At 62.1% G+C, this 13630-nt stretch carries 15 protein-coding genes and 1 pseudogene; 1 reads left to right on the plus strand and 15 read right to left on the minus strand.

Features of this window, described 5'->3' with window-relative positions:
* Positions 1 to 2: 2 nt before the first annotated feature.
* From IPK20_01475 to IPK20_01505, 7 genes are all read right to left on the minus strand, one after another.
* Positions 3 to 704 carry an ABC transporter permease subunit gene (locus tag IPK20_01475; protein ID MBK8015486.1) on the minus strand — a complete coding sequence of 234 codons (702 nt, stop codon included), beginning with the start codon at positions 702 to 704 and terminating at the stop codon, positions 3 to 5.
* Positions 701 to 1639 carry an ABC transporter ATP-binding protein gene (locus tag IPK20_01480; GenBank protein ID MBK8015487.1) on the minus strand — a complete coding sequence of 313 codons (939 nt, stop codon included), beginning with the start codon at positions 1637 to 1639 and terminating at the stop codon, positions 701 to 703. Before IPK20_01480 ends, IPK20_01475 begins: the two co-directional genes overlap by 4 nt.
* Positions 1640 to 1743: 104 nt before the next feature.
* Positions 1744 to 2652 (minus strand): N-acyl homoserine lactonase family protein, encoded by a 909-nt coding sequence (locus IPK20_01485; GenBank protein MBK8015488.1) that lies wholly within the window; start codon positions 2650 to 2652, stop codon positions 1744 to 1746.
* Positions 2653 to 2833: 181 nt separating this feature from the next.
* The gene (locus IPK20_01490; GenBank protein MBK8015489.1) at positions 2834 to 3325 is read right to left on the minus strand and encodes a tetratricopeptide repeat protein; all 492 of its coding nucleotides are present in this window, start codon (positions 3323 to 3325) and stop codon (positions 2834 to 2836) included.
* 119 nt (positions 3326 to 3444) lie between these two features.
* Complete coding sequence (locus IPK20_01495; GenBank protein MBK8015490.1) at positions 3445 to 4263, minus strand: nickel transporter; 819 nt, start codon at positions 4261 to 4263, stop codon at positions 3445 to 3447.
* Between the two features lie 440 nt (positions 4264 to 4703).
* Complete coding sequence (locus IPK20_01500) at positions 4704 to 5456, minus strand: zinc-dependent alcohol dehydrogenase family protein (GenBank protein MBK8015491.1); 753 nt, start codon at positions 5454 to 5456, stop codon at positions 4704 to 4706.
* Positions 5453 to 5686, minus strand: coding sequence for an alcohol dehydrogenase catalytic domain-containing protein (locus IPK20_01505; protein ID MBK8015492.1), 234 nt, complete (start codon positions 5684 to 5686; stop codon positions 5453 to 5455). The genes IPK20_01500 and IPK20_01505 overlap by 4 nt, the downstream gene beginning before the upstream one ends.
* Positions 5687 to 5745: 59 nt before the next feature.
* Between IPK20_01505 and IPK20_01510 the strand changes: the two are divergent.
* Positions 5746 to 5916 (plus strand): annotated as a pseudogene (locus IPK20_01510) (VapC toxin family PIN domain ribonuclease).
* Between the two features lie 375 nt (positions 5917 to 6291).
* Here the strand turns inward: IPK20_01510 and IPK20_01515 are convergent.
* From IPK20_01515 to IPK20_01550, 8 genes are all read right to left on the minus strand, one after another.
* Positions 6292 to 7095 (minus strand): hypothetical protein, encoded by an 804-nt coding sequence (locus tag IPK20_01515; protein ID MBK8015493.1) that lies wholly within the window; start codon positions 7093 to 7095, stop codon positions 6292 to 6294.
* Positions 7096 to 7188: 93 nt separating this feature from the next.
* The gene (locus tag IPK20_01520) at positions 7189 to 8937 is read right to left on the minus strand and encodes a caspase family protein (GenBank protein ID MBK8015494.1); all 1749 of its coding nucleotides are present in this window, start codon (positions 8935 to 8937) and stop codon (positions 7189 to 7191) included.
* Positions 8938 to 9052: 115 nt separating this feature from the next.
* A complete protein-coding gene (locus IPK20_01525) occupies positions 9053 to 9754 on the minus strand; it encodes a hypothetical protein (GenBank protein ID MBK8015495.1) in 702 nt (233 codons plus the stop codon).
* Between the two features lie 487 nt (positions 9755 to 10241).
* Positions 10242 to 10535, minus strand: coding sequence for a type II toxin-antitoxin system RelE/ParE family toxin (locus IPK20_01530; protein MBK8015496.1), 294 nt, complete (start codon positions 10533 to 10535; stop codon positions 10242 to 10244).
* Positions 10536 to 10549: 14 nt separating this feature from the next.
* Positions 10550 to 10834, minus strand: coding sequence for a ribbon-helix-helix protein, CopG family (locus IPK20_01535; GenBank protein ID MBK8015497.1), 285 nt, complete (start codon positions 10832 to 10834; stop codon positions 10550 to 10552).
* A 208-nt stretch (positions 10835 to 11042) separates the two neighbouring features.
* On the minus strand, positions 11043 to 12137 hold the full coding sequence (gene ychF, locus IPK20_01540; GenBank protein MBK8015498.1) for a redox-regulated ATPase YchF: 1095 nt from the start codon (positions 12135 to 12137) through the stop codon (positions 11043 to 11045).
* 88 nt (positions 12138 to 12225) lie between these two features.
* Entirely contained in the window at positions 12226 to 12834 is a 609-nt protein-coding gene (pth, locus tag IPK20_01545; protein ID MBK8015499.1) for an aminoacyl-tRNA hydrolase, read from the minus strand.
* A gap of 106 nt (positions 12835 to 12940) precedes the next feature.
* On the minus strand, positions 12941 to 13588 hold the full coding sequence (locus IPK20_01550; GenBank protein MBK8015500.1) for a 50S ribosomal protein L25/general stress protein Ctc: 648 nt from the start codon (positions 13586 to 13588) through the stop codon (positions 12941 to 12943).
* Between the last annotated feature and the right edge of the window lie 42 nt (positions 13589 to 13630).

The raw sequence follows: 13630 nt of genomic DNA on the forward strand, positions 1-13630 counted from the left end.
GCTCAGCGCCGCTCCAGCGAACGCAGGCTCAGGAACAGGCCGAAGAGCGTAAGCGCGATGAAGAATCCGAGGTCGGACAGATACAGGGCACCGGTCGCGAACGGTGTGAAGTGCGCCAGCAGCGACGCGTTCGTGACGATCTGGTCGTACGGATCTGGCAGCAGTGCGCCGAGGGAATCGACCATCCAGAGCAGCAGGAAGACGCCGAGCGAGATGGTGGCGGCGACGACCTGATTCGCCGTCATCGCCGAAATCGCGAGCCCGACGGCGAGCAAGCCCGCCGCCAGCAGCAGCAGGCCGAGATAGCCGCTGTAGATAGGCCCGAGGTCGGGGTCGGAGAACTGACCCAGGATCACCACGTAGAGCAGCGTGGGCGCGAGCATCGCGACGATCACGGCGAAGCTCGCCAGCCACTTGGCGAGCACGATCTCGATCTCGGAGACGGGCGCAGTCAGCAGCAGTTCCAGAGTGCCCTGCCGGCGTTCCTCCGCGAACAGGCGCATGGTGATCACGGGAATGATCAGCAACAGCAGCACCGAGGCCTGGAACAGCACGTGGATCAGCGTTGCGCTCTTGGTGAGGAACAGCGTGGCGGCGAAGCTGAAACCCATCAGCAGCAGGAACACGGCGATCAGCGCCCAGGCGACGGGTGACGAGAACAACGCCTTGGATTCCTTGCGCAGAAGCGGCACGAAGACACTCATGGCGCGGCACCCCGACCGGTGAGTTGCAGGAAGCGCGTCTCGAGGTCGGACGCCGCGGCACCCACCTCATGGATACCGATGCCCGCACCGACCAGCCGGGCTACCACCTCGCGCACCACGCCGGCCTCCTCCAGATCGATGGTCAGAATTTGCTGGCCGGCAGACGCGGCCGCGCTGGCCGCGTGCAGCACTGCCCCGTCGAGACCCGCCAGCGCTGCGACGGCGGCGTCGGGTGAAGCGCCGTCGATGCGTACGCGCACGCGCCGGTCGCCCCGCGCCGCGAGTGTGTCGAGGGCGAGCAGCTTGCCGCCAAGCAGGATCGCCACGCGCTGTGCCACCTTCTCGATCTCGCCGAGGATGTGCGAAGTCACCAGCACGGTGTGGGTCTTTGCGAGATCGCCGATCATCTCCCGGATCTCGATGATCTGCCGCGGATCGAGCCCGTTGGTCGGTTCGTCGAGGACGAGCAGGGTCGGAGCCCCGAGCAGTGCCTGGGCGATTGCCACCCGTTGCCGAAACCCGCGGGAGAGCTTGGCGATCGCGAGCCGCCGGACGCTCTGCAGCGACAGCCGTTGCACCGCACTGTCGACCGCAGCGGTCAGCGCGGCACCGTACAGCCCCTTGATGCTGCCCATGAAGCGCAGGAACTCATCCACATCCATGGTCGTGTAGAGCGGCACGTCCTCGGGCACATAGCCGACCTCGCGACGGGCGGCCAGGGAATCCTTCGACACGTCGATCCCGGAGATGCGCACGCTGCCGGAGGTGGGCCGCAGGTAGCCCGTGAGTACGCGCAGGATGGTGCTCTTGCCGGAGCCGTTCGGCCCGAGGAGGCCCAGCACCTCGTGCGCCTCCAGGTTGAAGCTCACGTCATCCACGGCAACGCGGCGACCATAGCGCTTCGTGAGGTGGTCTATCTCGAGGACCCGGGACATTTTCTGGCTGCAAGGGAACGAAAAATGGAACGCGGGGGTAGTGAACCCCGCGCGCAATGAAACAGGCGGGGCGCGCCGCAACGCGCCCCGATGCCCGCTTCAGATCACTCGTAGTACTCGGGAGCCTTCTTCATCGCCTTGAAGGCGTCCGGGTCGTGCGAGGTGAAGTAGTCGGCGTTCTCCGTCGCCTGCAGGAAGCGGACGTACTCGTAGGCCCGCAGGATCCCGGTGGGGTTCCAGGCCAGGATCACGTTCGGCGGGAGGTTCTTCTCGACGTTCTCGCGGAAGTAGATCGTGTCGGCCGTCAGCACCAGCGTACCCGTCTTGGCCAGGCGCAGCACGATCATCTGGCTGCCAGGCGTGTGACCGGGCCACTTCTTGATCATGACGCTGCCGTCGCGGAACAGGTCGAGGTCGCCATCGAGCTGCACCAGCTTGCCGCGATTGGGCAGCGGCGCGTCATAGCGGCCCTGGCGCAGATAGCCGAAGTCGTCGTAGATGTAAGGTCCCTGCGTGTTGTCGTCGGGCCAGAACGCGTTCTTGATCTCGTCGCGCTGGATCAGGAGCGTCGAGTTGGGGAACTTGGCGATGTTGCCGCCGTGATCCAGGTGAAGGTGGCTCGGCACCACGTAGGTCACGTCATCCGGCTTGACGCCGATCTTCGCCAGTTGCACGTCGATGGCCACGTCCGGGGTGCGTACGGGGTTCAGGGCCTTGATGGCCGGCCCCCAGTAGCTGCCGTCGGTGATGATCTTGTCGTTGTTGCCGGTATCGAAGAGCACGGTGCCCTTCGGATGCTTGATGACGAAGAAACCCACCGGAATCTGGATGGGCGGATCGTTCGGCGCGAGGTTCTGCAGAATCCCCTTGCCGATGGTAAGTGCGCCGGAACTGAAGACGTAGAGCTTCACGCCCTTCGTCTGTGCCACTGCGGACTGGCTGAGGGCAGCTGCGAGGACCGCCGCCGTACCGAGAACCTTCAACATTCGGGTGATGCCGCTACTCTTGCTCATTTTGCCCTCTCCTGTTGTTGATGACTTTACTGCACTGAGATCCCTGACTGCCGGAAACGGCAAGCGCAGCTCTGTCTGTTGGCTGCGTCATGCCGACACGGAAGTGCAAGGTGACTGGAGCGTGAAACTCCACCCTGTCGACTACAACAAACCACCCTCTTGTGTCCTACCTACGAAACCGTCAGCGCTGCGAACCGGGGTCATGGCCCGACCGGACCGGTACGTGCTCCTCGATGGCGCGCCGCAGTTGCCGCGCCTCTTCGCAAGAGGTGACCCCGCAGAGGCGATCCAACTCGCGCAATTGCAGCTCGGCGTCGGCACGGCGATCCAGGGCGAGATACGCCTCGCCGAGATACTCGCGTGCGGCGAGATGCCGGGGCGACAAACGCAGCGCTTCGCCATAGGCCCGCAGCGCCGCATCGAACCTGCCGGCGCGCCGCAGGCTGTAGCCGAGCCAGGCGTGCGCATCCGCACTGTCCGGTCGGTCCGCGACCACCAGACCCAGGGCTGTCACGGCGGCATCCCAGTCTTGATCCATCACCGCCTGTTTCGCCGCGCGGAAGTTCGGATCCTGATCGAGTCCGCTGTTCTCTTCGGTCAGGATCGCCTGCGCGGGTGATGCCAGCGCAACCCAGATCGCGACAACGGCCCACCACAGGCGGATGCCCGCCATGTCTGTGACGCAGCCCGGAGAAGCGCGCACGATGGTCAGGATGGGCTGCGGGCCGATGCGCGCCCTCGGGGATCGGCCCGAGTCGAGCGGGTGGAACGGCAGGCACCTGCCGTCCCGCTTCATTCCGAGACCACCTTGCCGACGCCCGGCTGCCGCAGCGTACCGGCGAGGAATGCACCCAGCACCACCACCAGCACCGCCACCCCGAGCACGGTGCCCTTGTCCGCGCTCCACTGTTCGAAGTCGGCCGACAGCAGTTTCGCTGCGCCGACCCCGGCCACCATGAGGCTCACGCCCGCGATGGCGAGACCGAGGACTCGACTGGCGCGTGCGACCCGGGTGTCGGCCCGCGCGAGGAGGCGCGAAATCCACAGTCCGTTCGCCGCATCGGTCGCCGCCATGCCGGCCGTGAACAGGAGACCGAGGACGATGCCGTGCTGCACGCCACCGAACTGGGTGGCCGCGAAGCCGAACAGGGCGGCCTGGCTGACGGTATCGAACGAAATCGCGAACAGCGCGCCCACCAGCGCCACGGAGTACGGGCGCCCCGCCCGCTGCAGCGGGCGCAGAAGCGCTGTCTTCATCGCGACCGGCGCCACCGGTTCGCCCGGGGCAGCACGGACCACAGCAAACAGATTGGCCAAACCCAACGCGCTCAGGAAGCCGATGGAGATCCACGCGCCTGTCAGGTCCAGCCACCCGGGGGGAGTCCAGCGTGTTCGCGCCGCTGCCACGGCGATTGCGATCGCGATGACGACGATCCCGTGACCGAGGGAGAACAGCGCGCCGCAGTAGCGGGCAAAGGCGCGATTCCGGGCACGATTGTGTCGTGTGAGGCCGTCGATTGCTGCGAGGTGATCGGCATCGAGCCCGTGCCGTGCGCCCAGCAAAGTCACGGCTACGCAAAGCGCCAGCCATTCCGACGGAAGTTCGTGCATCGCTCGACAATTCCTCCGAAAAGGACCCACCGAAGCCGCCGAGACAGCATCGGTGGATGCGAACCATGTGTCCGGTCAGGTTGCACACGGAGCCGGGATCAAGCAGAGAGCGAAGACAACTTCCCGTCTGGTTTCGAGTGTAAGGGAAAATAATAATTTCGCCTACATCGGATTCACGAAGTGCGGCTACGCGCGCGAGGGGCTCGGCGGGCTGCCCCATTCTCGCTCGCGAGCGGCGTCGTCACGGGCAAGTCCCGCAGCGAGGCTGCCGACCTCGCGGGCAAGTCGCGCGGCGAGTTCGTGACGGGCGAAACTGGAGAAACGTCGCCCTGTCCGGGGAGACGCATTGTGCGGCACACCTGCCCAGTCTCACTCATGCAGCCCTCCAATCGGTGCCACGCCACTCCGCGGTCGGGACGCGAAGGCCCGGCCCCGGCGGCCTAAGCGTTGGGCCGCAACTGCACCTTCCCCCCGCGCGACTCCCGTTTGGCGTGGGCCAGAGCTTCGGCCACTTGCGTCAGCGGATAGCTGGCCTCGACCGCCACATGGAGGGTATCGTCGACGAGCCGCTCCGCGAGCTTCGCGTACATGGCCTGGATCTCCTCGAAAGCCATGTTCCGCATCACCTTGGCCAGCCAGAATCCGACCAGATGGAGGTCGCGGAACACGAACTGGAACGCGTCGACCTGGATGGGCTCGCCGGACATCAGACCGTAGTTGACGACCGTGCCGCCCTCGGCCACGCATTGCGCGAGACGTCCCGCCGCGGCGCCGGCGACGGCATCGATGCCGAGCCTGATCTCCGCACCGCCCGTGGCCTCGGCGACACGCCGCGCGAGATCAGGGCCGTCGACGACCACCAAGTCAGCGCCCATCTGCTTCAACTCATCGACGAGTGCGGCTCTGCGCACGACGTTCACCGTGCGCACGCCGCTGACCTTTGCCAGCCGGATCAGATCCACTCCGACGCCGGAGTTGGCGGCGTTCTGGATCACCCAGTCGCCGGGCTTCAAGTCCACGTAGCTGATGAGCATCATGTGCGCTGTGGCGACGTTCACCTTCAACATCGCGGCCTGTGCGAGATCCACCTCCGGTGGCAGCCGCACGAACGCCTGCGCCTTGTCGCGGATGCGCTGAACCCAGTTGGTGCGTACCAGGCTCATGACCTTGTCGCCGACCTTCAGGTGGGTCACGCCCTCCCCACCGCCGCGACCGTGCCCGCGCCCTCGATGCCCAGCGGACACGGCGGTGCCGGCTTCGATGCGTAGTTGCCTTCGATAGACAGGATGTCCGCCGGATTGATGGAGCAGGCGACGACGTCGACCAGCACTTCACCGGGACCCGGCGCGCCGGGATCTGGGACGTCGATGCACTGGACGGACTTCTCCGCGGGACCGATGGCAATGAGTTGCGCAGCTTTCATTCGAGCCCTCCTGCTGTGTTGTGGCGCCGCAAGGCGACCCTTGGGACGGGGATGACGTGCGGCAGACGTGAGCTCGGCTCATGCACGGCGCGTCCGACGCTCTCTATGAGGTCGCAATGATTGCTGCGACGGCAAGAGTTCACAAATTGACCGTTGTCACACGCTACGTTGCCGACTTCAAGCAGTTCAAAGTCCAGGTGCTCAATCCGTTCCAGACTGCGCGCAAGTGATTCGACCGCGGGGCCCCTGGAAAGCGGTATACGAGGTTGAGTAGTCGACGCCCGAAGGGGTCAACCAGTTCAACCCCCGCCGACTCCCGCAGCCAATTAGCGATTTGTCGTCGGCAGAGTTGGGAGCGGTCGTGCGATCAGTAGGAACGAAAATCGACCAGGGCGGCCCAGCTCCGACCCGGAGGTCTCCGGGAAACGCGGGGCGATTCAGCGCGATACGTGAATGCAGGACCTGACACTAACTGCACGATCTCGCAACAGGCTTTCTTGTCGCCCTCATCCCAGGCGCACGGACCCTTGTAGTCGAGATCTCTCGACTCGAATCCTCGGCCGATGATGTCAGGGGGGTGGATCATTGAGAGAGGGATAACGCGTCTAATGACCGGACCGTTCAACACTGGCACGAAGCACCGCAATTGAACGGTCCGGTCGAACTGAGGGTTGGGCCACGCGGGCTGCAGCCAACAGAAACGCCTCCGCTTCTCGAACAATGCGCTCTTGCACTCCCTTCCGTCGCTCTTCAGGTGACGGAAAGTCTCGCATCCTTTTCACGGAGTAGCGACGCGGGCGAAGATTGGGCTTACGACCGTTCAAGAAGAGCTGCCACATGGTTTCGTGAAACGAATTGAGGAACGCGAACAGGCGTTGAAGCTCCCGAATGTTGGTTCCGGCGAAGTGCGCCTCTACCGCCGCGCGTTCACTGAGTTCCCTATGCGCGAACACCTTGCGTCGTAGATCGCGATAGCTACGGTCGTAGATCTTGCGCTTTTCCCTCACGTATCTCCGCGGCCGGCGGAAGTCCGACGCTTTTGGAACATAGACACTTTCAAGGTATCCATCAAGCCAGTCTGGACGTGCTTTACTTGAACCCTGCTTTCGCTTTGCTAGTGCCGCCGTTCCAAAGATCTCCGGATGCCGCTGAGAAATGCTTAGAACCTTATCAATATTGTGCGGCGAGTCTTGATCGAACACGCGCCCGAGTACGATGAATGTGGCAGTCTGTAGCGCACCAAGGGTAGTGTTCCAGAAGAGAGGAGCTGAGTTCAGTGTACGGTGAACTTGGCTGTCTCCCGCTGCGACAGCATGCACCGTGAGGTAGGCGTAGAAGAATTGCGTCCCTGCCTCCGCCTCAGTACGGAAGACTTCAAGTTCGTTCTGGAAAACTTGTTCGGGAGTCACAGTTCCGGTAGCGGGGCCCAACGATCCCGCTAGCCAGCCCTCCACGAGTGGGCTTCGCCTGCTCGTAGAGGGCTGGTTATTGGGACTTAGAACTCACCACCACCCCAGCTTGGAGATGCCTGCCGTATACGCTGCCGCGACGGCTTCGAATCGCTCGGAACTCCCGCCGAATAGCCCTGCTTGGATCGGCGGCCACGCAGTTTGCTGCGCACGGCCCTCCGCTACGACTCTAGCGAGTGGACCATTGTCGCGAGACTTGTGCTTCCAACCGAATCGACCAACCGGGCCCCAACCACTACCACCCCGAAGGAGGTCGATGTCAGCAATGGCGAGCGCAAAGAAGACTTCAAAGGCATCAAAAGCCTGCTCGTAGTTCTTCCCAAGGAACAGGACATCGTCCAATTTAGGCTGAAGAATCTTGAAGAGATACTCGCTTAGTGGGACATAGTTCTTTTCGTGCCCGGGGATCTGCTTGAGGACACTACTTCGATGCAGTTCAAGCAAGCCTCGCCCCGTTCTTTCCACGAACGTTTCTGTTCGATCCTGATACTCTGATGTGAGAATGGGCGTGTAGAAGATGGTTGCCAGGGAATCAAAGCGTTGCCCATCGACGGCGGCGATACCCGAGCTGTACAGTTCCAGAAGCAGCGGATACCAGCGCAACGCCAGCCAAACGGCCAATCCACCTTGCAGCTCTAATCGGTCTGCGGAACGCGCGAGTATCTTCTGCAACGTGGCCTTGTGAATTGGCTTTGCCCAATAGCTAACGCACGCGAGTAGGACCGCAATATCTGCGCTAACCTCTTCGTAGCGTGTAAGACGGCGCAAGAACTCTTCTTGCGAAAAATGGCCTTCAGCGAGGAAGTCGTCCTCCGACGTAGCGGCCAGAAACTGGCGCACTTCGTCAATGAGGAAGTCATGCAATTCTATCGACGCAGAATCCGTTGCCAGCAGGGCCTTTACCCGACGAACCTTGGTCGCTGTTGTTTCCGGTTGTGCATGCTCGTCGGGGTATGGAACAGCGATCAGTCGATCTATATCTTTGTTCTCCGGTACCTCTAGTTCGGTGAGATTGGGTGCACGAACAATGAAGTCGCCGTCACCGTCGAAGTAACCGTAGTGTGGAGTTTGGTTCGAATTCTTGTCATTGGCGACCTTTCCGTATACATAAGCCATCAACCCACTTGCGGTAATGACACCCTCTGCTGTTGCAGCGTTTCCGCGCAGTCCTTCAATGAGATGGCCCGTAAAGACGGAATGATTTGGTATAGGACCTCCAGCATCGGCGACGACTTCATCAGCTTTGCCAGCTGTCAGCACCTGGCGCGAATGCCGCAGCATCATGTCCTTGAGAAATCGCGTGCTACCTGGTTGCAGATGGCGCGTCAGTGCCAAGCCACCGTAGCATGCATCCATGATGAACAAAATGTGCTTCGCGCGTATGAGTTCAGCGTTGCGAGTCAAATCGTCCCATCGAATAAGAGTCGCCAAATCGGACAGATCTGCATCAGAGGGGACAAGATATCCAATCTCACCTCGGCTCCCAGTTCTCGTGTATCCGTGCCCGGCGAAAAAAACCAGTAGACGTTCATCGATGTCAATGTCTTCGGCCGTGAAACGGAGATACGCCCTGAGGATCTTGTCTTTGGTCGCTTCCGCGTCGGTCAGGTATGTAATGCTTGGTGCGGGGAAACCCAACTCATCCACGAGAATTCTGCTTACTTCGCTTGCGTCACTAACGGCGTAGGACAGCGGGGAAGCGTTCGTGTACTTATCGATGCCAACGATTAGGGCGCGGCTATTCGTATAGTGCGTCTTAAGGAGAAATCGGACGTCGTGCATCGGACGAGGTTCCTGTGAGTTCTAACGCACGGGTTGAGCTTCGGCCAACGAGCGTAGCGAGGAGGGCACCGCACGCACACGAAACGCGCCTGCGGCTGGTTGCTCGAACGCGAAGTTAGAGCCCAGCATATAGATCGATCAGATGCTTCTGTAACGCGACCCTCGCGTTAGAGAAACCTTCCGCCACGGCCCCTAGCTCAGACAGCGTAAAGAACTTCTTGGTGTCATCGAACTTGACCAGATTCTCCTTCATGATCAGAAGGTCCCATGTCTCTTGGTTCGATACATCGATCGCGATATACGGCGTGCCGTTGTGGGTGACAAAATTTCTGTTTCTGTCGAGGATCGTGAACCAATCTCCGGAGACATTGGATTTCGACAGTATTTGCCGAAGCATGTCGGTGAGCTTGTTATCCGGGATGGGTATTCCGGCTTGGGCGTACAGGAGTTGAAGGAACTTACTCATCAGCTCCGCACAGGAGTTGACTTCAACCAGGAAGGCGTTGATATCTGCGATCAGCTGGTACTTGAGATCGTCATCTACATGTAGCGCGGCGCCGTGCGTTGTAGCGGTGAAGACGTGCTCGGGTTTGTGGGTTTTCGCGATATCGCACAGGACCTTGGCTTCGGTGTTGATCCGGCTAGCAATGCGGGGAAGAATGTTTAGCCGGGCAGAGACATGGACCCCCAACTCCCGCTGATCCTTTGAGAGTGCTTGAACTTTCTTGGCCTCGACGGCCTTGTTCACGGCAGTCCAGATGGGCAGCACCCATGGGTCCCCGCCCAGTTCCGAAAGGTGAAGCCACTTGGTCACCATCGCGGGGCTCTAACCGAGAGTCGACAAGAGTCTGACGGCTAACATTCTCGACCTCCTCTGTAATGTGAAAGACACGCTAACGAGACGCATGAAAATCATTTCGATGCACCCTCCCCGTCACGTGCGCCCACCACGTCGTCACAGTATGTGCCGGTCAGGAAACTCCGTGCAATGTGAAAAAATCACAAGTACCTTGGTGCTCGGCACGTAGCCCTGAACATAAGTGTTGGACCAGCGCCTTGAGATGGGCTTGCGGACTTGGCGACGTGAGAAGCTCCATCGGAGCCGGGTGCCGGGCCAGCGTCTGGTCGGAATCGGGGCGTCCGGAACGGTGCCGCACATCGGCGGTTTCGTCTTGGCAGGGTGCACCAGAAATTGGCCTCCCGCGAAGACCGGGGACGGGTCTTGCAATCACGCCTCCACTGAAACGGTAGGTGATCTCATTGGTGCGCCGTTCCCCTCGGCTCTGGAAGTACGGTGTCGAGAATCAAGCGACACCTCTTCCATACCCGGCTTCCCTCTGGCCTCGGATCGCCAGGATGTACACGATGTCCAACTGCTCGGCATAGCGATAGAGGGCTACGTATCCGCGTGAACCTTTGCCGATCACGAGTTCCTTCAGGTCGTTCTCAGCTGGTCTGCCAATGAGCGGATTGGTTGCGAGCACATCGATTGCGGCAAGAATCTCCTGGATCCGGGCGGCAGCTTCGTTGACTTCATGCGTCAGCAGGTGACTCAGGATGCGATCGAAATCTTTCGCTGTCTCCGGCGCAAGTTCAATCCGAGTAGGCCTCTTCACCTTGCAGGTCGTCGTGCCTTGGGACGAGGCACCACTTCACCTTCCACTCGACGCGCAAGGTATTCGCGCATTTCCGCCCAGGGGATCGTCTTTCCGGATGCCACGATGGCGTCGTATCGCTTCTCGGCCGTGGCGACGAAGTCGACTCTCTGCTCCTCGAACTCGGCTTTCTCGCTGATCGCCTCGAGAATGAAACTGTGAGCACTCTTGCCGGATCGTTCTGCCGCCCGCGCGACCCTCTCCTTGAGTTGCTCGGGAATACGAATAGTCGTTGTGCCCATGATGATCCAAGCCGGTCGGGTCGAGTTAGAAGGTCCGGGGAATGTAGCACACCGGTGTCACACCCCATCTCCCGTGCACTGCGCCCGGCGAATAGCGAGTCGCGTAGCTTGGCTTTCTGACCGTGTCAGGTCGACACGTGAGGGTTCCCGCCGATACTTCGACAATCGCACGCATTCCAGAAAGATCCCGGACTCGCTGGCATTGCCGTCACACGTTGAACCTGAAGTGCATCACATCCCCGTCGCGCACGACGTACTCCTTGCCTTCCAGCCGCATCTTTCCGGCTTCCTTGGCGCCGTGTTCGCCCTTGCAGGTGATGAAGTCGTCGTAGGCGATGACTTCCGCACGGATGAAGCCGCGCTCGAAGTCGGTGTGGATGACGCCGGCGGCTTGAGGCGCGGTGTCGCCCTGGTGGATGGTCCAGGCGCGCACTTCCTTTTCGCCGGCGGTGAAGTAGGTCTGCAGGCCCAGCAGTTCGTAGGCCGCGCGGATCACGCGATTGAGGCCTGGTTCCTCCAGGCCCATGTCGGCGAGGAAGAGACTCTTGTCCTCGTCGGACAGGTCCGCCATCTGCGCTTCCATGGCGGCGCAGATCGCGACGACCGGCGCGCCTTCCTTCGCGGCGTGTTCGCGTACGCGGTCGAGCAGCGGATTGTTCTCGAAGCCGCCTTCCTCGACATTGGCCACGTACATGGTGGGCTTCATGGTCAGGAAGAAGAACTGCTTGATGACCGCAAGCTCTTCCTTGGCGAGATCCAGCGTGCGGGCGGGTTTGGCCTGGTCGAGCACGACCTGCAGCTTCTCCAGCACGGCCACGAGACGCTGGGCCTCCTTGTCGCCGCCGGCCTTGGCCACCTTCGTGTACTTGGCGAGCTGCTTCTCGACACTGGCGAGGTCCGCGAGCGCGAGCTCGGTGTTGATGACTTCGATATCCGACAGCGGGTCCACCTTGCCGGCCACGTGCACGACGTTCGGGTCGTCGAAGCAGCGCACGACGTGCGCGATGGCGTCGGTCTCGCGGATGTTCGCGAGGAACTGGTTGCCCAGGCCTTCGCCCTTCGAGGCGCCGGCCACGAGACCGGCGATGTCCACGAATTCCACGGTGGCGGGCAGCACCTTCTGCGGCTTGACGATGCCGGCCAGCTTGTCCAGCCGCGGGTCGGGCATCTCGACGATGCCGACGTTGGGTTCGATCGTGCAGAACGGGTAGTTCTCCGCCGCGATGCCCGCCTTGGTGAGCGCGTTGAACAGAGTGGACTTGCCGACGTTGGGGAGTCCGACGATGCCGCATTTGAGGCTCATGATGTCTCCTGGGCCCGCGCGTCCAGGCGCAGGTTGCGATTCGATTCGAAGATGCCGCGGAGCGGTGTGGCGACAAACTCCCCGCGCATCATTGCTTTTCCTTCGTGGGTTTGGCGTCCGCTGCCGGCGCATCCGGGCGCGTGTGCAGCGCGTGCATGGCGGCTTCCATACGGTCTTCCCACACCATGGGCCAGACGTCGATCGAGCGGTTGATGGCCGATTCGATGCCGGGCATTTCTTCCTTGCGGGGCGGCTGCAGGACGAAGTTGATCACCTGCGCGCGATCGCCCGGGTGCCCGATGCCGATGCGCAGCCGCCAGAAGGCCTGGCCGATGTGGGCGATGATGTCCTTCAGGCCGTTGTGCCCGGCCGCGCCGCCGCCCTTCTTGAGCTTGACGCCACCGGGCGGCAGATCCAGCTCGTCGTGCACGACGAGGATCTCCTGCGGTTCGATCTTGTAGAAGCGGCACAGCGCGCCCACCGCACGGCCGCTGGCGTTCATGTAGGTGGACGGCTCCAGCAGCCAGCATTCGCGCCCGCCGCGTGCGATGCGCGCGACCAGCCCGTGAAAGCGCGATTCGTTGCGCAGCGAAACGCCTTCGCGGTCCGCGATGGCATCCACGAACCAGAACCCGGCGTTGTGGCGCGTGGCTTCGTATTCCCGGCCGGGATTGCCCAAACCTACGACCAGTCGCATGTGTCCGGAGCTTCGAGAGTGGGGGTCGTTCGTGACAGGGGTTCAGATGCGCAAAGGCCCGCTGCGGGCGCACCCGAGCGGGCCTCTTGCCGACACCAGGACGAGATTACTTCTTCTCGGCCTTCTGCGCAGTCGCGGGAACCGTGGCTGCGGAAGGCGCCGTCTCGGCTTCGGCTTCCACCGCACCGCCCGGCACCTGGATCGTCACCACCACGGCGTTGTCGCCGCGCTTGTACTGCACCGACTCCACGCCCTCGGGGAACTTGATGTCGGCCAGGTGCACGCTGCTGCCGAGTTCCATCGCACCCAGATCCACGGCAATGAACTCCGGCAGGTGGTCGGGCAGACACTGGATGTCGATTTCGTTCATCACGTGGTTGATGATGCCGTGACCGAACTTGACGCCAGGCGCGGCATCCGCGTTGACGAAGTGCAGCGGAATCTTCACGTGGATGATCTGGTCCTTGGCCACGCGCTGGAAGTCCACGTGCAGGATTTCCTGGCGGTAGGGGTGCATCTGCACGTCACGCAGCAGCACGCGGTCGACCTGGCCATCCACCTTCATGGTCAGCACCGAGGCGTGGAACGCTTCGTTGCGCAGACGCAGCGAGAGCGCCTGATGGTCGATTTCGACGGCCTGGGGTTCCTTGCCGCCTCCGTAGACGATGCCTGGTACCAGCCCCTTGCGGCGCAGGCGGCGGCTCGCACCCGTTCCCTGCAAAGACCGCGGGCTCGCGATCACTTCGAATTGCATGTTGTTTCTCCTTTGACCCGGCGCCTGCCGCGACCAGCGGGC

This window comes from Betaproteobacteria bacterium (assembly GCA_016713305.1).
GTDB lineage: Bacteria > Pseudomonadota > Gammaproteobacteria > Burkholderiales.

What these genes read in the sequence shown, in the direction of transcription:
- IPK20_01495 (MBK8015490.1), bottom strand. Translation starts at nt 4,263, where the DNA reads ATGCACGAACTTCCGTCGGAATGGCTGGCGCTTTGCGTAGCCGTGACT.
- IPK20_01525 (MBK8015495.1), bottom strand. Translation starts at nt 9,754, where the DNA reads ATGGTGACCAAGTGGCTTCACCTTTCGGAACTGGGCGGGGACCCATGG.
- IPK20_01490 (MBK8015489.1), bottom strand. Translation starts at nt 3,325, where the DNA reads ATGGCGGGCATCCGCCTGTGGTGGGCCGTTGTCGCGATCTGGGTTGCG.
- ychF (MBK8015498.1), bottom strand. Translation starts at nt 12,137, where the DNA reads ATGAGCCTCAAATGCGGCATCGTCGGACTCCCCAACGTCGGCAAGTCC.
- IPK20_01520 (MBK8015494.1), bottom strand. Translation starts at nt 8,937, where the DNA reads ATGCACGACGTCCGATTTCTCCTTAAGACGCACTATACGAATAGCCGC.
- IPK20_01505 (MBK8015492.1), bottom strand. Translation starts at nt 5,686, where the DNA reads ATGAAAGCTGCGCAACTCATTGCCATCGGTCCCGCGGAGAAGTCCGTC.
- IPK20_01485 (MBK8015488.1), bottom strand. Translation starts at nt 2,652, where the DNA reads ATGAGCAAGAGTAGCGGCATCACCCGAATGTTGAAGGTTCTCGGTACG.
- pth (MBK8015499.1), bottom strand. Translation starts at nt 12,834, where the DNA reads ATGCGACTGGTCGTAGGTTTGGGCAATCCCGGCCGGGAATACGAAGCC.
- IPK20_01480 (MBK8015487.1), bottom strand. Translation starts at nt 1,639, where the DNA reads ATGTCCCGGGTCCTCGAGATAGACCACCTCACGAAGCGCTATGGTCGC.
- IPK20_01475 (MBK8015486.1), bottom strand. Translation starts at nt 704, where the DNA reads ATGAGTGTCTTCGTGCCGCTTCTGCGCAAGGAATCCAAGGCGTTGTTC.
- IPK20_01550 (MBK8015500.1), bottom strand. Translation starts at nt 13,588, where the DNA reads ATGCAATTCGAAGTGATCGCGAGCCCGCGGTCTTTGCAGGGAACGGGT.
- IPK20_01535 (MBK8015497.1), bottom strand. Translation starts at nt 10,834, where the DNA reads ATGGGCACAACGACTATTCGTATTCCCGAGCAACTCAAGGAGAGGGTC.